Raw genomic sequence first — 19,372 nt, 5'->3', positions numbered from 1 at the left:
ACATGCCATCAGAAAAAATGTCTTTCGGTTCTCCTCCTTAAAAGAACACAAAAAAACACCACCTAAACCTTCGTGCGCGCAGCTGGTTCAAGCAGTGTTTACCCTACATTATTGAATTTTCGCCTTTAACGATTCGATATACTGATAGGCCTCATCAACTTCCGCCTCTGTGTAGCGCTGGCTTACTTTTAATGTAAACACCTTTCCCGCCACTTCTTCTTTTGAAAGATTATCAAAATATAAAACCGTTGAAACCAATTCCAAGAATCTAGCATTCTGCTCATTCATATCAACGAGACAATCCTGCAAAAACGGCATGTCTACCTCATTCAAACTTAAAAACTCTTTCCCCGGCTCCGTCAATGTATAGCGATATTGAAAATAGCCGCCCTTTTTCTCCTTCACCTCATTGAGAAAGCCCATATTGCAAAGCTCCTCAACCCGTAACGTCAACTCCTCTGAGTAGGGGCCATAAAAATGAAACTGGAATCGCTCTTGAAAGGGAAATGCCACCTTTTTCGCAATATATATCATCTTTTGCAGCTTCTTACGGCCGATAATCTCACCGGAAACCATAACCGCCTGCATCAGTTTCGCATGATCATTTAACAACGTTCGTCATCTCCTACTCCATTTGGGTGTCAGGCACCATTACCAATCACCAATCGTTCTATAACTCTAAAAGGGCACGGATTTGCTTTTTGACATTCTTTTTAGTCGAATCATCAAGAATAAAATCAGCCGGGTAATAGAGTTTGTGGTCGGTCCTTCTTTTCCCCGAAATCGCATCAACAATCTCTGATTCGCGAGAAAGCTCCTTCAATTCCCCACTTTGCATCAACAAATGAATCGGGAGCCGCTCCTCCTCCTCACCGGGACGATAGAAATCATACGGCAAATCCGACGAGGAATCGACCACCAAATAATACTCAGGGTCCAACCCTGCCTTTTTGAATAATGAACCTAGTTCAGAGAGCTTTTTGTATTCCTTCGCTGGGTCAAATTCAGCAAACTTAAATAGATTGCGATTGACAAACCGCCGGCAGAGGTCGCTTAAAACAGGATCTGACTCTTCCTGCCAAATTTGAAAATAATATAAAATCACCGATTCATCTAATTTTAAATAGTCTTCTAAGGTTACTTTTTCATTGAAAATCGATGTAAAATGGATGGGTTCGTATTTAAAAGAATAGTTTTCTTCAAACAATTGCTTGGCGCGGTGGAGAATTTTAGTCAAAATAACCTCCGCACTGCGTGATACAGGATGAAAATAGACCTGCCAATACATCTGGTAGCGGCTCATAATATAATCTTCGACTGCGTGCATGCCGCTCTTTTTAATGACCACCTGATCTTCGCGCGGCCGCATTACCCTCAAAATACGTTCCATATCAAATTGACCATAGCTGACGCCGGTAAAATAGGCATCCCGCTGCAAATAATCCATCCGGTCGGCATCAATTTGACTGGAAATCATACTTACCACCAGCTTTTTCTCTGATGTTTTCGCGATCACTTCAGCTACTTTCGCAGGAAAATCATGACCTACCCGCAAAAGAACCTTATTTACCTCTGTGTTTCCCAAAATAATCTTTCGGGTGAACTCCTCATGGTCAAAATCAAATACTTTTTCAAACGAATGGGAGAACGGGCCATGGCCGAGGTCGTGAAGCAACGCTGCACATAGGGTCAACAGTCTGTCATCATCATTCCATTCCGGTCTTCCCGCAAACACATCATCAATAATGCGGCGGACAATTTCATAGACACCTAGAGAATGGTTGAAGCGGCTGTGCTCTGCGCCATGAAAGGTTAAAAATGTTGTTCCGAGCTGTTTGATGCGCCGTAAGCGCTGAAACTCCTTCGTTCCGATTAAATCCCAGATGGCCAGGTCACGTACGTGGACGTAGCGATGGACGGGGTCTTTAAAGACTTTTTCTTCACTAAGTTTTTCCGCCGAATAGGCCATAGACTTCCCTCTCCCTCGTAAACTTGCTCCTGGCGTTTAAGAGCTTCTTGCCCTTTGCTTTAATATTTTCTATTATATCCCAAAAATCACCCTGTTTTCAGCAAAATTCTACACGATTTTTCGACATGGATGGGGGAAAAAAATCACCAAAGGTTATAGGACCAAGGTGACTTATTTTATCTTCTTATTTACTCTCTCCATTAATTCCTCTTCCGTTAATGCGGCAACGGGGCGGTTATTGACGAAGGCGAAGGTCTTTTTCCGGCCAGGCCCGCAGTAGGATTGGCAGCCAATTTTGACTTCAGCCTCCGGATCCAGTTCTTTTAACCGAGGGATTAATGTCTTTAAATTCACGGCCTGACAATCGTCGCATACGCGAAATTCATTGGACATGTAAGACAACCCTTTCTTAATAACTGTCTAGCGCAAGCGGCCCTAGCGGCTGACCAGGGCGCTTGCGCTTTTCTAAGTCACAATCTATATCTATAGTTTATCCAGCTTGGATAGCTTAAAACAACCGATTAACTCCTTTGGTATTTTACATTTTCTTGTATTCGAATGCAAGTTGCAATCTTTACTAAACTCGTTAAAAAAATCTACTATCCTTTCAACCATTTTGGTATAAAGGTTCAAAAACTTGTCCATCCTAAGACTAGAACTTTTAAAAACTCGTCAAGAAGCATGGGCGGGTTCATCCAAAACTATAAAAGGGAGTTGAACATATGAAAGTTCGTCAAGACGCATGGACAGATGAGAATGATTTGCTTTTAGCTGAAACTGTCCTTAGGCATGTAAGAGAAGGAAGTACACAGCTAAACGCTTTTGAAGAGGTAGGCGATAAACTGAATCGTACGTCTGCCGCGTGTGGATTCAGATGGAATGCCGTCGTTCGTCACCGCTATGAAAAAGCACTACAATTAGCGAAAAAGCAACGAAAACAAAGACAAAGAGTATTAGGTAAAGAGCAAGGCGGCAAGAAAAAGCTGTTATATAGCCCGCCGCTCACTGGAGCACCAGAGTTTGATACGATCCCAGCTCAAGTTGAGATGCCGCTGGAAACTAGCTTTGACATGCCGGATATGACGGCAGAAATGGCAGAGGAAACTTATGTAAACCCTGCAGCTTCGGTACCATCACAGGCGCCCGTTTATGCACAAACACAGGTTCAAACACCAGTTCCAACCTATCGTCAGGCAAATAACACAGGGCTTTCGCTTGATTCCGTTATTACTTACTTGCAAAACTTTCATCATTCCAATCTGCAAAATGAAGCATTAAAAAGTGAGAATGAAAGATTAAAAAGAGAGCTAGCCGAAGTAAGACGCCAAAATGAAGAAATGAACGCTAAAATCGAGGGTCTTGAGCAAAATACAGAAACGATTCAAGAAGATTACGAGACCTTAATGAAGATCATGAACCGTGCCCGCAAGCTTGTGTTATTTGAAGAAGAAGAAAGACCAGCTACCAAATTTAAAATGGACCGTAATGGGAACTTAGAGAAGGTAGCGGAATAATAAGAAAAGCGGAAGCGCCTTGTACAGGGAAAAAAGTAGTTCATTTTTTCCTAGGGGCGACAGGCATAAGACGAGCCGGCGTGAAGGTTGCTCTTTAACCTTCATGACGGATTGGCTGTAGACCTTCGAGCCCCTAGGCGCTGGAGCTAGACAATAAAGTACTGGGAGAAGAGCAATAGCGCAACATCTCTTTGAAAAAAAGCCGTAAATCCGCTCAAGTGGGATTTACGGCTTTTTACATGGCGTTGATTTTTTCATTTCGGTCAATGACCCGTTGATAATAGCCAGGAAATAACTCCAGTTCATACTCGTTTAATGGACCCGCATACAATAGCCCGCTATGATCCTTTAACTGGTTTAATAGACGGAGCATCACGTCGGAAATGGTAAGATTGGTTCCGAGCAATTCCGTAAGCGAAGCCATGACCTCTGGGACAATTTCAGGATATGCAAATTTCGTTTCTTCATCCTGTTTTGCTAGTTTATAAAATTTCCTTACTAGCTCAGCTCGCTTAGCGCCGCTGCCATTCACACAGAGATAAATCTGGACAGCGACCCCCTTTTTAAGACGGCGCTGCGAGATGCCGGCAAACTTTTTCCCCGCAATGCTCAAATCGTAACTTCCCGGGCAATAAGAACCGACAATTTCCCGAGCCTCAATCTGATGCGGGAAATCGGCAAACATGTTTTGAATGAGCTGCCACATCGCATCATAGCCACGATTAATATCAATCCCTTTTTCCGCCTCTGGAAAAATTAACGAGATATTGAGGACGCCTTCATCGAGGACAACCGCGAGGCCGCCGGAGTTTCGGACAATCGCATGATAGCCTTGCTCCTGCAAAAGCTGAATACCCTCTTGTAAAAATGGCAATTTAGTATCCTGAATGCCGAGGACTATTGTATTGTGGTGGACCCATGTCCTAGCTGTGGCTGGTGCCTGCCCCGATCCAACAGAGGCACACAGGGTATCATCGGTTCCAAATGATTGCAATGCTTGAAAATGAATGCCCGCCGCTGATTGATCGATAATCCGCCATTGCGGCTGGCGCAGTAATCCTTCCATTTCGGTGGCTCCTTGACTTGAAATAATAGTTTTTTAATAGGATTTATACAAAATTCGATAGTTATTATACAAAGTATTATACTTTATTTACGAAAATCATGATAATTTTACAAAACCACAGAACATTTTCACAAAAATCGGTAAATTAACCCAAAAAGGCCAATCCACGATAACAATGGACCAGCCTCTTTTGAAAAACAAACTTTTATAACCCTTGTGCTGCCGTAATTAATGCCAGCTTGTAGACATCTTCTTCATTACATCCGCGTGATAAATCGTTTACCGGCGCGTTTAAGCCTTGCAGAATCGGTCCAACTGCTTCAAAGCCGCCTAAGCGCTGCGCAATTTTGTAGCCGATGTTTCCTGCTTCAAGACTAGGGAAGATGAACACATTCGCATCCCCTTGCAGCGGAGAATCTGGTGCCTTGCTTTTTGCCACAGATGGAACAAAAGCCGCATCAAACTGGAATTCCCCGTCTAACACAAGCGATGGGTCACGACGCTTCGCTTCTGCCACTGCGCCTGCCACTCTTTCCGTTTCAGGCGATTTCGCTGAGCCCTTCGTTGAAAAGCTGAGCATCGCAATGCGCGGCTCCATATCAAACATATGAGCGGTCTTCGCACTTTCAATTGCAATTTCTGCTAAATCATTGCTGTCTGGGGCAATATTAATCGCACAATCAGCGAACACATACTTTTCATCCTCACGAACCATGATAAATACGCCGGACGTTTTCTTGACGCCCTCTTTTGTCTTAATGATCTGTAATGCCGGGCGCACCGTATCTGCCGTAGAGTGAGCCGCACCGCTGACAAGGCCGTGTGCTTTATTTAAATAAACAAGCATGGTGCCAAAATAGTTTCCATCAAGCAAAATTTTACGTGCATCCTCTTCGCTTGCTTTCCCTTTGCGGCGGTCAACAAAGGCTGAAACTAGCTCGTCCATGCCCGCATAGCTTGCCGGATCATAAATTTCTGCCTCATCTAAAGAAACACCAAGCTCTGCTGCTTTGGCTTGAACCTTCTCGATATTGCCAATTAAAATCGGTGTGATTAGTTTTTCCTCCGCTAAACGGCTTGCCGCTCTGACAATCCGCTCATCTAATCCTTCTGGAAAAACAATTCTCAAATCACGTCCAGAAATTTTTTGCTTTAATCCTTCAAATAAATCACTCACTACTATATCCTCCCTTAATCAACCTACATAAATAGCATACGTTACCATTTTTAAATTTCAATGATAAGACTCACTAATACCGCTTTCATACAAAAAGTTTTTGTTTTCAAAAAATTACACTCTAGTTTTTATGATTTACTTTTTCCAAGAAAAATATCCATTGGTTTGGTTCAATAGGTTTATTCGCGCGCCACTGGGTCAAACTATGTTATAGTATAGATTGTTAATAAGAAGAATGATTATTTAGGAGTGATTATAATGAGTGAAGCAGCAGTAACGCTTGATGGCTGGTATTGCCTCCATGATTTCCGTACCGTTGATTGGACTACTTGGAAAATGCTCCCCAGTGATGAGCGCCAAGCCGCCATCCACGAGTTTTTAAGTCTAGTTGAAAAGTGGAATGCCACACAAGAACTTAAAGAAGGCAGCCATGCTTTATATACAATTGTTGGTCAAAAAGCGGATTTTATGATGATGATTCTTCGTCCAACGATGGAAGAACTAAACCAAATTGAAACCGAATTCAATAAAACAAGATTGGCTGAATTTACGATTCCTGCCCATTCTTATGTTTCGGTTGTCGAGCTCAGTAACTATTTGCCTGCTGGGGAGGATCCATACCAAAATCCACAAATCTTAGCGCGGCTTTACCCAGCGCTTCCTAAAACAAACCATGTCTGCTTCTATCCAATGGATAAGAAACGTGAAGGTAACGATAACTGGTACATGCTGCCGATGGAAGAGCGTAAAAGTTTAATGCGCAGCCACGGAATGATTGGTCGTACATACGCTGGAAAAGTAAAGCAAATCATCACCGGTTCCGTTGGTTTTGACGATTATGAGTGGGGCGTAACCTTGTTTGCGGATGACGTCCTTCAGTTTAAAAAGCTTGTCTACGAAATGCGTTTTGATGAAGTAAGTGCTCGATATGGAGAATTTGGCTCTTTCTTTGTAGGTAACATCTTAGAGGAAGAACGTGTAGCTAATTTCTTACATGTTTAATTTTTTAAAAGTTCTCAGCTGCGGCTGGGGACTTTTTTTTGCTGTTCCTCCCCTGTTAGCTAGTCATATTTCGCCCCTTGTGCTCATACTATTTAAACAGCGAGTCTTAGAAAGAACTCCATTAATCTCAGGGCTATTATTTTCCTATTTGTAACCAATTTGGGATAAAAGGAGTATTAATAGGATGTTGTGCCACTCGTTTTATTCACTTTTTAGGAGGGGAAAAGGATGAATCAATACTATAATCCACAGGGCTTTCAGCCTTATACTGGAGACGCAGGGCAACAGCAGCGAGCCCAAGGGATGCCTGGGGCCGGGCAAAGTTTTTATCCAGCACCTGGTGCACAAGGATTCCCACAATTTCCACCAGCCGGTGCCGGCGCACCATCAGCGCCATCAGCACCTGCAGCGCAAGCACCAGGCATGCTGCCAATGGAACAGTCATACATCGAAAATATCTTACGCTTAAATAAAGGCAAATTGGTCAGTGTTTTTGCTACTTTCGAAGGCAATAATCAATGGAATGCGAAGGAATTTAAAGGGATTATTGAAGCGGCAGGAAGAGACCATGTCATCCTGAGTGACCCACAAGTCGGGACTCGTTACCTGATTCCAATGGTCGCCGTTGATTATATTCAGTTCTCTGAAGAAATTGAGTATGAATATCCATATGGCAGTGCGCCGCCTATGGCTACTTACCCGCCAAGATAAATCCTATGAAGCCAACACCAATTGACCATCAATTGGTGTTTATTTTTTTGAGGTACAAAAAAGGCATTGGATCTCGTATTCCAATGCCTTCCTTTTCATTAAAGATGTTTCACTGCTCCAACAACCATTAGGATCCAGGCGGCTAAGAAACATACTCCGCCAATTGGGGTGATGGCTCCTAGGATGCCGATCTTTGTTAAGCTCAGCACATACAAACTTCCGCTGAAAAAAATAATTCCCGCCAGCATTAACCATCCCGACCAAGTAAATTGCTGGCTGGCAGCAGCTATTTTACCAATTAACAGACCTACAATTAAAATCCCGATCGCGTGGAACATTTGATACGTGACCCCTGTTTTCCAAATCTCCAAATAATGTGCATCGAGTTTATCCTTCAAGCCATGGGCTCCAAAGGCGCCGAGCGCAACTGCGATAAAGGCATTGATGGCACCAACTATGATAAAAGCTTTCATGTTACATTTCCCCCTTTTTAAAAATCAAATAAAGAATCTCCATTTGCTTCGTCTTCCATTTCAAGTTTTTTGGGCTGCTGTATTGTTGGTGCTTGTTGAATGATGGGTTGATTCATCATAGGCTGTTGGAAGGCTTGGAACGAGATTGCGGGCTGAACCACTTGAACTGGAGCGGCCGGTGCCTCGCTTTTCCGTGTTGGCTTTTCATCTAGCACTAACTCACATAATGTTTTAATTGAGTAGACTTTTTCCCGCAAGCTTTCTTCCTTTGTACTGCTCTTCGCTAGTTTCAATTCCTCTTCTATTTTCGCTAATAGTTTTTGGACAGATATATTCACTTGTCTAGCACCTCTAATTTCAGTCTCGTATCTATTCTACATGAGTATCGGCTTTTTTTCGAAAAATTAGCCCGCAAGATGAGTATACACTTCGACATACTCTTCAATGTTTCACGTGAAACAAGTCGAATGCTGCAAAAATAACCCGCACCAATGACGGTACGGGTTCAAACTATCCTAAAATCCGCTGGTAAACTGATTTGGCATGGGTCAAATCCTTAGTCCCGTGAATAAGGGCACGGCCGTCTTGAAAAATAACCATCCTCTCTTCGCCCATTTCAACCGAAACCAAATAAGGGTTGCCCTTCACCACATATCCTAGTGAACTAAGCTGCCCTGTGAGTTGTTCTAACGAGATTTCACCTACCGACGATGGACGGATTTGCACGGTATCACGGCCGCACAGTACCGTCGTCTTCGTCATATTTTCCTGATCAAGATAGGGATAGGTTCGCTCCTCGCCACATGATAAGCAGCCGGTAAACTTCGCTTTCGACATTTTCAAGCTCGTGTACTGATTTCTCCATAAATCAAAGCTGACAAAGGAAGTCCGGACCGCGTCCCAATCCTCCACCAACATCTTCAGCGCTTCCGCGGTCTGATGGGCAATGACCATTTGAACAGCTGGAGAGATTATTCCTCCTGTATCACAGGTCATCCCCTGGAGTGGAATCGAGCGCAACAGACAATTCAAACACGGAGTTTTCCCAGGAATCATCGAAAACGACATCCCAAAACTGCCGACACAGGCCCCGTAAATCCACGGAACCTTGTATTTTTGCGAGACATCATTCATCGCCATCCGCGTTTCGAAATTATCAGTCGCATCCATCATCACATCAACGTCCACAACAAGCTCTTCCAATAATTGAGGAGTGGCATCACCAATAATCGAGACCACTTCCACATCTGAGTTAATCGCACGCAGGCGTTTTTCCGCTGCGGCTGCCTTGGGAAGTTTCTCAGCGACATCTTCTTCCGTATAAAGTTGTTGGCGCTGCAGGTTACTGGCTTCTACATAATCTCGGTCAATAATTGTAATCTTGCCAACACCGGCCCGCGTCAGCACCTCTGCACTTCCTGACCCTAAGGCTCCTGCACCAATAATCAGCACATGCTTGCTGCGAATCTTTGCTTGTCCTTCTTTGCCGATCCCTGAAAAGAGGACCTGCCGTGAATACCGTTCATCCATGACAATCAGCCCCCGCTTACTGGCGGAATAAAGGCGATTTCATCCCCATCTTGAATCACTTCATCGTTCGTAGCAAACTCTTCATTGACGGCCGTCATCACCGTGTCCATCTTTGGCAGATCATACTTAGCTGCTAACTCTGTTTTTAACTGTGCCACCGTTTTTCCACCGGCATCGACAGTAAGAAACTCTGCACCGCCGACCGCGTCACGTAAATGAGCAAAAAACAATACCTTATTCATTTAAGTCACTCTCCTCTGGCTTACCACTCGGATAGGCAACTGTTTCGAGCTGATTTCCCATCCACGCTTCGCCTTCCTCCCAGTGTTCTTTCTTCCAGATTGGGACGATTTCTTTTATCCGTTCAATCGCATAGCGATTGGCATCATAGGCATCGGCGCGGTGCGGCGTCGAGACTGCAATGACCACAGCCACATCGGTGATATCTAAGCGGCCGACGCGGTGGGTGATAGCCACGCACGCCCCCTCCCAGCGCTGTTCAATTTCTTCGCCGATTTGCGCCAACTTCTTTACCGCCATCGCTTCGTACGCTTCATAAATTAAAAATAATGTTTTTTTACCCTTGGTTAATTCCCGAACCGTGCCGATAAACGTGGTAATCGCACCGGCATTTCGCTGGACAACCTTATCTATGACAGCTTGAATATCGATTGGTTCTTTTGAGATTTCGTACATCATTCTGATTACACCTCTAACCCTAAGCACTTAGGCTCTGCATTTTCGACCACTTGGTACCCGCCAATTTTTTCAACCTGCTCTTTAAAGACGGCTGATTGGATCATCGCAATTAGCAGCTGGCCGCTTTCACTTTCATAAAAGCTTCTTGTCATCAGTAAATCATATTCCTCATCAGCAACAGGCAAAAAGTCCAGGTCCATCGCCTTTGCGGCCGGATAAATCCCAAGACCAGCTCCGTGGGCATCCCCGTTCACTTCCGCTGCCACCGCCAAATGCGAAAACATTTCCCGCTCATACCCGGTAATATCTTCTGGTGTCAGGCACCCTTCCTCCAATAATAAATCAAATAGGATCCGCGTTCCCGCACCTTTTTGGCGGTTGACGAAGTTCGCCTTCGTACGTGCTAGGTCGGCGGCTGACTCAATTCCTAGCGGGTTGCCTTTAGGCAGGATCCAGCCTTGTTTTCTTTTTAAAAATGGATAAAGAATCACATCTTGATTGGCTAATAGTTTGCTTACATAGGAGATATTGTATTCCTTTGTACTAGGGTCAAGCAAATGAATCCCCGCTACATGGGCCTCTCCTTTTCGAATCGCCATAATGCCGGCCATACTGCCGACATGGGAGGAGACAATTTTCATGTCTGTCCGCGCCCGTTTTAACTGTGACGATAACAAGTCAATCGTCAGATCGTGGCTGCCGCAGAACACGATGGCATGTTTAATTTCCTCAAGCGGCCGCATCAATTCAACCTCGGCGAGATCGCCTTGTTCATAACCAATAATGTTAGGCGGAACGATTAACAAGCCGTCTGCCCTGACATAAGACATCGTAACGCCAGCCGCACGGGTAAGCGGATTGGCCACGAATTGTCCACTCACATAGCCGATATTCATTCGCACGAAGTCTTCCGCACCCATGGAAGAAACAATCCGGCGTCCTAACTTAACGGTCACGGTCTGTCTTTTCGGCTCAGGAATTTGCAGGTATTGACAGATAAGCGGTCTGACAAACCACTCCAGCGCTAAATAGGCTGAGACCGGATAGCCCGGAACACCGACAACGATCTTGCCATTTATTTTACCTAAAATCACAGGTTTTCCTGGCCGTGCGGCGACCCCATGGGTAAAGACTTCGCCGATTTCACCAATAATGTGAACCGTGTAGTCCTTTGAACCCGCAGACGAGCCCGCATTAATGACAATGATATCAGAGTTTTCTGCTGCATCTAAAAGAACGGCTTTAATGTTTTCCGGTTCATCCTTCACAATTGGATGGAGGTTCGGTTCTCCGCCCCAATCCTTAATGAAGCCTGCAAACACGGTGCCATTGAATTCAATAATTTTTCCAGGGGCTAGCTCTGAATTGGCTTCCACCAGTTCATTCCCTGTTGGAATAATTGTCACGACTGGTTTTTTGGCGACTGGAATGACCGATTGCTGCCCAGCTAACAGCACACCTAAATCCGCTGGCCGTAAGATATGACCTTGTGGAAAAAGCATTTCTTCTTGAACCACATCTTCGCCGATTGGACGAATATGCTGCCAAGGGGTGGCAGGTTCTATGATTTCAATCGTTTCCTCATCAATGACATCCACATGTTCAATCATAATCACTGCGTTAAACGGTGCCGGAATGGCATTCCCTGTATCAAGATAACAAAATTGACTTCCTAACGTGAGACGAAGAGGATTTTGTTCATGGGCTTGATAAGTGTTTTCTGCGACGACGGCAATTCCGTCCATGGCACTGGCATGGTAATGCGGCATCGAAACCCGTGCAAAAATGGGTTCAGCTGTCACACGCCCTAATGCGTCCATTGTTAAGATTTCTTCCTTTTCAGGGGTTATGTTTTGAGCCGCAAGAATTTCTTCTCTAGCTTTTGCTCGGGGTTTATCTTCTAAATATATTTTTCTCTTAAAGTGTGTATAATCCATTCCTAGGCCCCCCTTATCGTGATGCAATCACAGGTACAGAATCCCCCTGTGAAATTCCTTCCTTTTCTGAACTAATCTCAACAAGTCCATCACTTTTGACTAGAGTTGTGATTAAACCGGATTTACCAATAATCGGCTCAGCCCACCATTCCCCCTCTTTTTCAAACAAGCGAACGCGGATATAATCGGACCGCCCCATGGAGGAAGGAATATTTTTGGTGATTTTAGCAAAAATACGCTCTGGTTTCCGTTCAATCACCTCGCCCTTTAGCTTACGTAAAATCCGTTCGCCAAACAGCTTAAAAATGATCATCGCAGAGGCGGGATGACCTGGCAGTCCCATGACAGGTTTCCCATTTGCCATTGCTAGAATCGTAGGTTTCCCCGGCTTAATCGAGATCCCATGGACAAAAACGCCGGGGTCTCCTAATGACTGGATAACTTCCGTTGTATAATCCTTTGCGCCGACCGAGCTTCCGCCGGAAAGGATTAAACAGTCCACTTGTTCATACAGTTCTCGTGCTTGTTGTTGAAATTCTTGATAATCATCGCGGACAATTCCGCCATAGATGACGTCGACATTCCATTCACTGGCTAAACCGGCAATCGTCAAGTAATTGATGTCGCGAATTTGCCCCTCGACTAAGGTTTCCGTTTGATAAGGGACAATTTCATCACCAGAAGAAAGATAACCGACCCTCAATTTTCGATAGACGGTTGCTGCAGCGACACCTAAAGAAGCGAGTGCCCCTAACTCCTGCGGACGAAGTTTCGTTCCTGCTGTTAAAAGTGTTTCACCTTCTTTAATATCTTCGCCGGCGCGTATCACATTTTCTCCGGGAGCGACCTGCTTGTACGTATTTAAAAGTTGATCAACATCTTCACAATGCTCAATCATGATAACGCTGTCACTACCAAGCGGAAGCATCCCGCCCGTTGGCACATAAACCGCGTTACCTGGGCCAACTTTTGCAGTAGGAACCTCACCCATTTTCACTTCCCCCGTCACTGTCAGGAAGCCTGGCATGGATTCAGAAGAACCATACGTATCCTTCGCACGGACGGCATATCCATCCACAGTTGAACGATCAAAGCTTGGCACATTTTCCTTTGCGATCATTGGCTCAGCGAGGATATAGTGGAGCGCCTCTTCCAGTCCCCGCACCTCCGTTTGTCGGATGGCCGGAATCTTCTCCTCGATTAAGGCAAATGTCTCTTCAACTGTTTTCACTTTGAAAAATTGCATGGTTCCCTTTTTCCCCCTTATCTATCTTCCGCCCACTTTTTAGCGTCTTCATACTCATTTGGGTGATTCATATTAAAAAAGACTCGTTCTAAATCGATGCTGCTGTATGCCTGAAGGTCTTTTTCTGTTACATACAGGACATTTAAGCGATCAAGCAAATGTTTCATCCGAAGTTGTCCCGCTTCAATACTTTGTGCTGCCACGTCCGATACTCTTTTTTGGAAGACAGCAAACAATGGGTGCTGGACTCCATGAATGACAGGGATGACGGCATCATAACCCCCGCTTTTTTTGACAAGCATTTCGGCAAGTTCCGCGGAAACAAATGGCATATCACAAGCTACGACAAAGTTCGTCTCATACGACGAAGACAGCAGGCCTGCATGTACTCCTGCCAGCGGCCCCTGACCAGGGTAATGATCTGAAACCATCTTCTTTTCTAAAAATTGGTAGTCTTCAGGATGATTGGTTACAAGAATTATATCATTAAACGACAGGTTTAGCGCATCTGCAATTCTCTCAATGTTCGTTTTCTCGTTTATTTTTAGAAGGGCTTTATTGGTGCCCATCCTGCTTGATTTTCCACCTGATAAAATAATAGCCCCAGCCTTCATCAACCCTGCACCCTCTTAATTTATATCTTTTTCCTCGCCCGCTGCTTGATAGCCATTGTCCTGTGCCACATAATCTAAATGGATCGAGTTCAAATCCAGTAAGGCAGCCGAGGGCTTTTCAATATATTGGCGTGTATCAATAATTTTAATATAGCCCTTACAGACTTCGCAAACTTGCATTTGTGATACGGCATCGCCTTCAATGGTTAGGAACTTCATTGTTTTATGGTCTTCATTACCGCAATGAGTGCATTCTAAGCGTTTCGCATTCCAATGAACAAGGCAGCGCGGACAATGAATCATTTTTTTGCCATCCTCTTCAATTGTAGCTAAACGGGCAGGTTCTCCACAAATAGGACAGCCAGCGCCTGAGATGGCATGGGTAATCTCAGGTTGAATTATTTCGGCTGCTTTTTGTAAATAGGGACGGAGGGCTGTTTCTGCAAGAAAATGGGGAATCCATTCTTCAAACCCGTTTTCTTCAGCAAAATCGATAAAATATTGATGGTTGAATGACAAAGCCTCTTCAATCCAACGGATCATCGTATCTTCTGTTAGCAGACCGCTAATGCCTGCAAGCTTTGTTTCAAGTTCAGGATCATAGTTTAATAATATTGTATTTATTTCCTCCACACACTGTATGAATAGGGGAATTTCAAAATCAATAGTCGCTAATGCGGCAGCAGGCACACCTGCTTCCATTGCAGCTTTATCAAAGGTTGGTTTAATTGTTTCCGAGCCAATCTGTTGCTTCCATTTATCTTGAAGTAAAACTATTTCCTTTTGAAGATCCTGATATTCATTTGAAACAACGGACTTTATCATAGATGGTGCACCTCTTTCAGTTAGTAAAGAATGGCTGCCTAAAGTACGACAGCCATTCCATTTTTTATCAAAATTAGGCGGATTAAGCGCCCTTGTTTTTCTTATGCTTTGGATCGTCTAGGTTAGGGAAGTTGCCTTTTTTGACTTCTTCATCATACCAGTCTGGATAGTGCTCTTTTGCCCACCAAGCTGGAACTTCACCGGAGACGACACCAGAATAGCCGGGACGTGAGTTTTTGTGAACGACACTCAGGTATACGTGTCCGATAATCACCGCAATCGCTAAACCAAAGCCGACATTATGCAGGAAGTATCCCCATTGGACGACAGCCCGCGGGAAGAACTGCGGGAACCACATAAGGAAACCGGAACCGATAATCAAGATTGCTGTGAAGATTTGAATCAGCGAGTTGATTTTTTCACCAGCGTTAAAGAATGATTGTCTAATATGTTTAAAATTAAAGCCAAATAGCTCTTTCACAAATTCAGTAAAGAATTGCAGGTCGCGTTTTTTCCACGTCACGAGCTCTTTCGTCCAAAGTGTAAAGCCTTTGAAGTCAAAGATAACCCAGATAAATGTTGGAGTCATAAAGGTTACCGCAAAGATGCGATGAAGCAAACGGGCATTGGCCGGACCGCCCAAGATCGGGTAGAGCCAGTCAAAGAACTCCGTGTACATCGGTAGTGCAGTAATATACAGCGCAAAGAAGGAAATAGCGTTAACACCATGTGCCCAAACAAATGCTTTCGAAAAACGACGTACTTTTACATTAGCTTTCGGATGCTTTTTACTCATGGCTGCCACCTCCATCTTCTTCATGTTTTCGTTTACTAAGCATACTATTGGTGATAAAGGCTCCGACAACCGCCATCGTGGTCGCCCCAATCATTGCTTTTCCAATTGGCTGTGCATAGTCTTTCCAAAGTACAGCAGAAGTTGGTACCTTAGGTGCTTCTGGAAGTCCATAGACACTTGGCTTTTCAGCCAGCACATAAATCGTGTGCGTACCGCCTACACCTTGTGGATTATAAATATTAGCATTTGGGAAACGCTCTTTAATTTGAGCTAACCGTTTTTGTGCTTTTACAAGCATTTCGTCTTTTTTGCCAAATTGCATCGCATCTGTGTGACAGGTTGTTACGCAGGCAGGCTGTAAGCCCTCTTCCAGACGGTCAGTACACATCGTGCATTTTTGTGACTTTCTGTATTCTTTGCCGTTTTTATCTTTGTACGTTTTTAAAGAAATGACTTCAAACGGGCAGTTTTCGACGCAATAGCCGCAGCCTACGCACTTATCCTGATCAATGATAACAGAGCCAAATTTAGAATAACTGATAGCATTTTCCGGGCAAACCTTTTCACATGCTGCTTCCTTACAATGCATACATGATGAATGGCGGAAAAGGTATTCTAAATCTCCCTTGCCATTTTCATGTTCAATATACTGAAGCACATTCCATGTATCGGCACTTGTTTTCGGGTGTGACTGCACACTTCCTTGGAATTTCGTTTCTTCAGCAGGAAGGTCATTCCAGTTTTTACAAGCCACCATACACGCCTTACAGCCGTCACATTTGGTTACGTCAACATATTTTACAAATTCAGCCATTAGTCAGCCCTCCTTATATCGCAAAGGAATGCTTTATATTCTGGAATCATTGTGTTGGCATCCCCAATATGTGGAGTCAGGCGGTTGGCAATATCTCCTTTGGCATATCCTTTAAATCCAAAATTCCAAGGCATCCCTAGTTGATGCACTTTTTTGCCTCTAACGGTAAATGGTTTATAGCGTTTCGTCACCATGGCATAGGCTGTGATTTCGCCGCGAGCAGAAGTAACAATGACTTTGTCTTTATTATTAATGCCTTTTTCTTTGGCCAGTTCTTCACTTATTTCAACAAACATATAGCGAGCAATTTCGGAAAGCCACTCTTGGTTACGAGTCATCGATCCTGACTGCCAGTGTGCTTCGACACGGTACGTGGTCGCGACAATCGGGAAGTCAACCTTGAAGCCTTTTTTGTTAAAATCGCCGTCATTAATGACAACCGCAGGGTTCAATTCTACTGATGAGAATTTATTCTTAGCTGGGCTTTCAAATGGCTCATAGTGTTCAGGGAATGGACCGTCCTTCATTGTTGGTGCGAACAATAAGCCGACACCATCTTTATTCATCATGAATGCGCCCGTACCGCCTGGTTCGCTTGGTGAAAGAACCGCTTTAAAGTCAGGAACATCGTTACCAACCCAAGACTTCGCTGCTGCATCCCACCAGATAACCGCTTTTTCTTGGCTCCATGGCTTACCACTTGGATCAGCAGAAGCGCGGTTGTAAAGAATACGACGGTTTGCCGGCCAAGCAAATGACCAGTTAAGGAAGTTCGCATTACCTGTATCTTTATTATCACGGCGTTTGGAAAGGTTTTTACCCTCTTCAGGATAGAAGCCTGCATAAATCCAGTTTCCGCTTGCTGTTGTTCCGTCATCTAAGATGGCCAGAATGCCTGGTAGTAGTTTACCAGTTTTTAAGTCATATCCATTGATTTCTTTTGCGACAAGATCAAGATCTGGTGCCGCGCCTGTTCCATAGTTCCAAGTAAGAGCTAAGAATGGCTTATCTGCAGCTTTCGGACTATTCGCATAGAGCTTTTTAAGTTTAAGTGCTAGTTCATGGACAATGTCAAGGTCTGGTCTTGCTTCGCCCCTTGAATCGATTGCTTTCCAGCGGTATTGCATCCAGCGTGAGCTGTTTGAAACACTTCCTTCTTTTTCAAACGAAGCTGATGCAGGAAGGAGGAATACTTCTGTATTAATCTTTGATGGATCACTGCCCGCTTCTTTTTTCCAGAAGGCGGACGTTTCTGTTTCCCAAAGGTCAACAGCAACCATCCATTTCAGATTGCCTAATGCTTCTTTTTCTTTACCAGCATTTGGACCACCGACAACTGGGTTTGTTCCCCAAAGGAAAGCACCCTCTAGTTCCTTGTTGTACATTGCTTTAAATAAGTTAATATGCGAGTAGTTTTTGTTGCCTTTTGGTAGGAACTGATAACCGAACTCGTTTTTCTTTGTTGCATTATCGCCATACCAAGCTTTCAATAAGCTGACAACAAATTTTGGTTTGTTGCTCCAGAATCCTGTTGGCGGTGTTTCTTTTTTCAAATAACCTTCAAGTGTTGCGTGTTCAGGAACGCTTGCTTTTGGAACCCCAAGGTAACCTGTAAGGTTATCCCATAGTAAACCAAAGTCTGTTGAACCTTGTACGTTTGATTCACCGCGCATTGCGTTGATTCCGCCGCCCGGTAAGCCCATGTTACCTAAAAGCATTTGGATGATTGCGAAGGCACGAACGTTTTGTGAACCAACTGTATGCTGAGTTGTACCCATTGCATAAAGAATCGTTCCTGCTTTACCAACTTGACCTGTTGCACAGAACGTCTTATAAACATTTAATAAATCTTTCTTAGGTGTACCTGTTACTTCTGATACTGTATCCATATCATAACGAGAATAGTGCTGCTTCATTAATTGGAAAACAGTACGCGGGTTCTGTAATGATGGATCCTTTTTCGGAGTTCCATCTTCATTTGTTGCAATTGTCCATTTTGTATTGTCATACACGCGTGTAGCTTCGTCATAACCTGAGAAAAGGCCATCATTAAAGCTAAATGTGTCTGCTACGATAAACGAAGCATTTGTATAATTAACAACATAATCCTTGTGGAAAAGATTGTTGTCGATTGCATATTTAACCATACCGCCCAAGAAGGCAATATCTGTTCCAGAACGAAGCGGTGCATAAACATCAGATACTGCAGAAGTACGAGTATAACGCGGGTCCACGCTGATAATTTTTCCGCCGTTTTCTTTCGCTTTTGTTAACCATCTAAAGCTAATTGGATGGTTTTCCGCAGGATTTGCTCCCATGATAAGTGCACAATCCGTATGTTGTAAGTCGTTCCAATGGTTTGTCATTGCGCCACGACCAAATGAAGGTGCCAGACCGGCAACCGTAGAACTGTGTCATATTCGTGCCTGGTGTTCTAAATACGTAATCCCAAGCCCTCTCATTAATTTTGACACTAAATACGTTTCTTCGTTATCAAGTACCGCACCGCCAAGGCTAGCGATTTTTTCTGTTTTATTTACAGTAATTCCATTTTCAGTTACAACAAAAGAAGAATCTCTTGTTTCTTTTGTACGCTGGGCAATTGTGTCAATCATCCATTCCCAACTTTTTTCTTCCCACTTACTGCTGCCCGGGGCACGATAAAGTGGTTTGGTCATCCGTTTTTCAGAGGTGTAAAGCTGTCTTAATGTTGTCCCTTTGCTGCAAAGCTTTCCTTCGTTAATCGGGTTATCCGGATCCCCCTCCGTATAAACCACGGTGTTGTTTTTGGTGTGAACGAGGATTCCGCATCCTACACCGCAAAAGCAGCAAATGGTTGGTGTTACAGTAGCTTTGGCAATTTTAAAGTCCTTTGATTTCGCATAGGCTTTTTGCTCATTAAAGCCTAATTCAACAACCGCTAATGTGGCAGCAGTCGCGCCTGACAGCTTTAAAAATTGCCGACGATTCAGGTTCAATTCAACCATCATCATTCTCCT

At 44.0% G+C, this 19,372-nt stretch carries 20 protein-coding genes; 3 read left to right on the top strand and 17 right to left on the bottom strand.

Going from position 1 to position 19,372, the window contains the following annotated elements; translation table 11 throughout:
• Positions 1-108: 108 nt before the first annotated feature.
• The 3 genes from BR30_RS0129440 to BR30_RS0129430 all read right to left on the bottom strand — a co-directional run bounded on the left by BR30_RS0129440 (position 109) and on the right by BR30_RS0129430 (position 2,362).
• Positions 109-612, bottom strand: a complete 504-nt coding sequence (locus tag BR30_RS0129440; protein WP_026568169.1) for a YwgA family protein — start codon at positions 610-612, stop codon at positions 109-111.
• Positions 613-670: 58 nt separating this feature from the next.
• On the bottom strand, positions 671-1,969 hold the full coding sequence (locus BR30_RS0129435) for an HD domain-containing protein (protein ID WP_026568168.1): 1,299 nt from the start codon (positions 1,967-1,969) through the stop codon (positions 671-673).
• Positions 1,970-2,140: 171 nt separating this feature from the next.
• On the bottom strand, positions 2,141-2,362 hold the full coding sequence (locus BR30_RS0129430; RefSeq protein WP_026568167.1) for a YuzB family protein: 222 nt from the start codon (positions 2,360-2,362) through the stop codon (positions 2,141-2,143).
• 329 nt (positions 2,363-2,691) lie between these two features.
• On the opposite strand from BR30_RS0129430, the gene BR30_RS0129425 reads away from it, so the two are divergent.
• Entirely contained in the window at positions 2,692-3,483 is a 792-nt protein-coding gene (locus BR30_RS0129425; protein WP_026568166.1) for an RsfA family transcriptional regulator, read from the top strand.
• 235 nt (positions 3,484-3,718) lie between these two features.
• Here BR30_RS0129425 and BR30_RS0129420 read toward each other — a convergent pair whose 3' ends face one another.
• Both BR30_RS0129420 and pta read right to left on the bottom strand, forming a co-directional pair.
• Positions 3,719-4,549 (bottom strand): octanoyl-[GcvH]:protein N-octanoyltransferase, encoded by an 831-nt coding sequence (locus BR30_RS0129420; RefSeq protein WP_026568165.1) that lies wholly within the window; start codon positions 4,547-4,549, stop codon positions 3,719-3,721.
• 205 nt (positions 4,550-4,754) lie between these two features.
• Positions 4,755-5,726 carry a phosphate acetyltransferase gene (gene pta, locus BR30_RS0129415; RefSeq protein ID WP_026568164.1) on the bottom strand — a complete coding sequence of 324 codons (972 nt, stop codon included), beginning with the start codon at positions 5,724-5,726 and terminating at the stop codon, positions 4,755-4,757.
• Positions 5,727-5,984: 258 nt separating this feature from the next.
• On the opposite strand from pta, the gene hemQ reads away from it, so the two are divergent.
• Both hemQ and gerQ read left to right on the top strand, forming a co-directional pair.
• Positions 5,985-6,728, top strand: coding sequence for a hydrogen peroxide-dependent heme synthase (gene hemQ, locus BR30_RS0129410; RefSeq protein ID WP_026568163.1), 744 nt, complete (start codon positions 5,985-5,987; stop codon positions 6,726-6,728).
• 228 nt (positions 6,729-6,956) lie between these two features.
• Positions 6,957-7,439: a spore coat protein GerQ gene (gene gerQ / locus BR30_RS0129405; RefSeq protein ID WP_026568162.1), complete on the top strand. Its 483-nt coding sequence runs from the start codon at positions 6,957-6,959 to the stop codon at positions 7,437-7,439.
• Between the two features lie 98 nt (positions 7,440-7,537).
• Here gerQ and BR30_RS0129400 read toward each other — a convergent pair whose 3' ends face one another.
• The 12 genes from BR30_RS0129400 to fdnG form a co-directional block, all read right to left on the bottom strand.
• Positions 7,538-7,912, bottom strand: a complete 375-nt coding sequence (locus tag BR30_RS0129400; RefSeq protein ID WP_026568161.1) for a DUF423 domain-containing protein — start codon at positions 7,910-7,912, stop codon at positions 7,538-7,540.
• 17 nt (positions 7,913-7,929) lie between these two features.
• Entirely contained in the window at positions 7,930-8,250 is a 321-nt protein-coding gene (locus BR30_RS0129395; RefSeq protein WP_026568160.1) for a YwdI family protein, read from the bottom strand.
• A gap of 172 nt (positions 8,251-8,422) precedes the next feature.
• On the bottom strand, positions 8,423-9,442 hold the full coding sequence (locus tag BR30_RS0129390) for a thiazole biosynthesis adenylyltransferase ThiF (protein WP_026568159.1): 1,020 nt from the start codon (positions 9,440-9,442) through the stop codon (positions 8,423-8,425).
• Between the two features lie 5 nt (positions 9,443-9,447).
• The gene (gene moaD / locus BR30_RS0129385) at positions 9,448-9,684 is read right to left on the bottom strand and encodes a molybdopterin converting factor subunit 1 (RefSeq protein ID WP_026568158.1); all 237 of its coding nucleotides are present in this window, start codon (positions 9,682-9,684) and stop codon (positions 9,448-9,450) included.
• Positions 9,677-10,141, bottom strand: a complete 465-nt coding sequence (locus BR30_RS0129380) for a molybdenum cofactor biosynthesis protein MoaE (RefSeq protein WP_026568157.1) — start codon at positions 10,139-10,141, stop codon at positions 9,677-9,679. The genes moaD and BR30_RS0129380 overlap by 8 nt, the downstream gene beginning before the upstream one ends.
• Positions 10,142-10,146: 5 nt before the next feature.
• Entirely contained in the window at positions 10,147-12,078 is a 1,932-nt protein-coding gene (locus BR30_RS0129375) for a molybdopterin biosynthesis protein (protein WP_026568156.1), read from the bottom strand.
• Between the two features lie 13 nt (positions 12,079-12,091).
• Positions 12,092-13,324 carry a molybdopterin molybdotransferase MoeA gene (locus tag BR30_RS0129370; protein WP_026568155.1) on the bottom strand — a complete coding sequence of 411 codons (1,233 nt, stop codon included), beginning with the start codon at positions 13,322-13,324 and terminating at the stop codon, positions 12,092-12,094.
• A 17-nt stretch (positions 13,325-13,341) separates the two neighbouring features.
• Positions 13,342-13,938 carry a molybdenum cofactor guanylyltransferase gene (gene mobA, locus BR30_RS0129365; protein WP_026568154.1) on the bottom strand — a complete coding sequence of 199 codons (597 nt, stop codon included), beginning with the start codon at positions 13,936-13,938 and terminating at the stop codon, positions 13,342-13,344.
• A 15-nt stretch (positions 13,939-13,953) separates the two neighbouring features.
• Positions 13,954-14,763 (bottom strand): formate dehydrogenase accessory protein FdhE, encoded by an 810-nt coding sequence (locus BR30_RS0129360; RefSeq protein WP_026568153.1) that lies wholly within the window; start codon positions 14,761-14,763, stop codon positions 13,954-13,956.
• An 82-nt stretch (positions 14,764-14,845) separates the two neighbouring features.
• Positions 14,846-15,559 (bottom strand): formate dehydrogenase subunit gamma, encoded by a 714-nt coding sequence (locus BR30_RS0129355; protein ID WP_026568152.1) that lies wholly within the window; start codon positions 15,557-15,559, stop codon positions 14,846-14,848.
• Positions 15,552-16,373 carry a 4Fe-4S dicluster domain-containing protein gene (locus tag BR30_RS0129350; protein WP_026568151.1) on the bottom strand — a complete coding sequence of 274 codons (822 nt, stop codon included), beginning with the start codon at positions 16,371-16,373 and terminating at the stop codon, positions 15,552-15,554. The genes BR30_RS0129355 and BR30_RS0129350 overlap by 8 nt, the downstream gene beginning before the upstream one ends.
• Positions 16,373-19,351, bottom strand: coding sequence for a formate dehydrogenase-N subunit alpha (gene fdnG, locus BR30_RS0129345; protein WP_081825642.1), 2,979 nt, complete (start codon positions 19,349-19,351; stop codon positions 16,373-16,375). The genes BR30_RS0129350 and fdnG overlap by 1 nt, the downstream gene beginning before the upstream one ends.
• Positions 19,352-19,372 lie beyond the last annotated feature (21 nt).

It is taken from the genome of Bacillus sp. UNC41MFS5, from assembly GCF_000686805.1.
This window is presented reverse-complemented; position numbering and strand designations above follow the sequence as displayed.

Excerpts from the sequence above, each read along its gene's own strand:
- BR30_RS0129435 (WP_026568168.1), bottom strand. The coding sequence starts at position 1,969 with ATGGCCTATTCGGCGGAAAAACTTAGTGAAGAAAAAGTCTTTAAAGAC.
- BR30_RS0129430 (WP_026568167.1), bottom strand. The coding sequence starts at position 2,362 with ATGTCCAATGAATTTCGCGTATGCGACGATTGTCAGGCCGTGAATTTA.
- BR30_RS0129425 (WP_026568166.1), top strand. The coding sequence starts at position 2,692 with ATGAAAGTTCGTCAAGACGCATGGACAGATGAGAATGATTTGCTTTTA.
- BR30_RS0129420 (WP_026568165.1), bottom strand. The coding sequence starts at position 4,549 with ATGGAAGGATTACTGCGCCAGCCGCAATGGCGGATTATCGATCAATCA.
- hemQ (WP_026568163.1), top strand. The coding sequence starts at position 5,985 with ATGAGTGAAGCAGCAGTAACGCTTGATGGCTGGTATTGCCTCCATGAT.
- gerQ (WP_026568162.1), top strand. The coding sequence starts at position 6,957 with ATGAATCAATACTATAATCCACAGGGCTTTCAGCCTTATACTGGAGAC.
- BR30_RS0129400 (WP_026568161.1), bottom strand. The coding sequence starts at position 7,912 with ATGAAAGCTTTTATCATAGTTGGTGCCATCAATGCCTTTATCGCAGTT.
- BR30_RS0129390 (WP_026568159.1), bottom strand. The coding sequence starts at position 9,442 with ATGGATGAACGGTATTCACGGCAGGTCCTCTTTTCAGGGATCGGCAAA.
- moaD (WP_026568158.1), bottom strand. The coding sequence starts at position 9,684 with ATGAATAAGGTATTGTTTTTTGCTCATTTACGTGACGCGGTCGGCGGT.
- BR30_RS0129380 (WP_026568157.1), bottom strand. The coding sequence starts at position 10,141 with ATGATGTACGAAATCTCAAAAGAACCAATCGATATTCAAGCTGTCATA.
- BR30_RS0129375 (WP_026568156.1), bottom strand. The coding sequence starts at position 12,078 with ATGGATTATACACACTTTAAGAGAAAAATATATTTAGAAGATAAACCC.
- BR30_RS0129370 (WP_026568155.1), bottom strand. The coding sequence starts at position 13,324 with ATGCAATTTTTCAAAGTGAAAACAGTTGAAGAGACATTTGCCTTAATC.
- mobA (WP_026568154.1), bottom strand. The coding sequence starts at position 13,938 with ATGAAGGCTGGGGCTATTATTTTATCAGGTGGAAAATCAAGCAGGATG.
- BR30_RS0129360 (WP_026568153.1), bottom strand. The coding sequence starts at position 14,763 with ATGATAAAGTCCGTTGTTTCAAATGAATATCAGGATCTTCAAAAGGAA.
- BR30_RS0129355 (WP_026568152.1), bottom strand. The coding sequence starts at position 15,559 with ATGAGTAAAAAGCATCCGAAAGCTAATGTAAAAGTACGTCGTTTTTCG.
- BR30_RS0129350 (WP_026568151.1), bottom strand. The coding sequence starts at position 16,373 with ATGGCTGAATTTGTAAAATATGTTGACGTAACCAAATGTGACGGCTGT.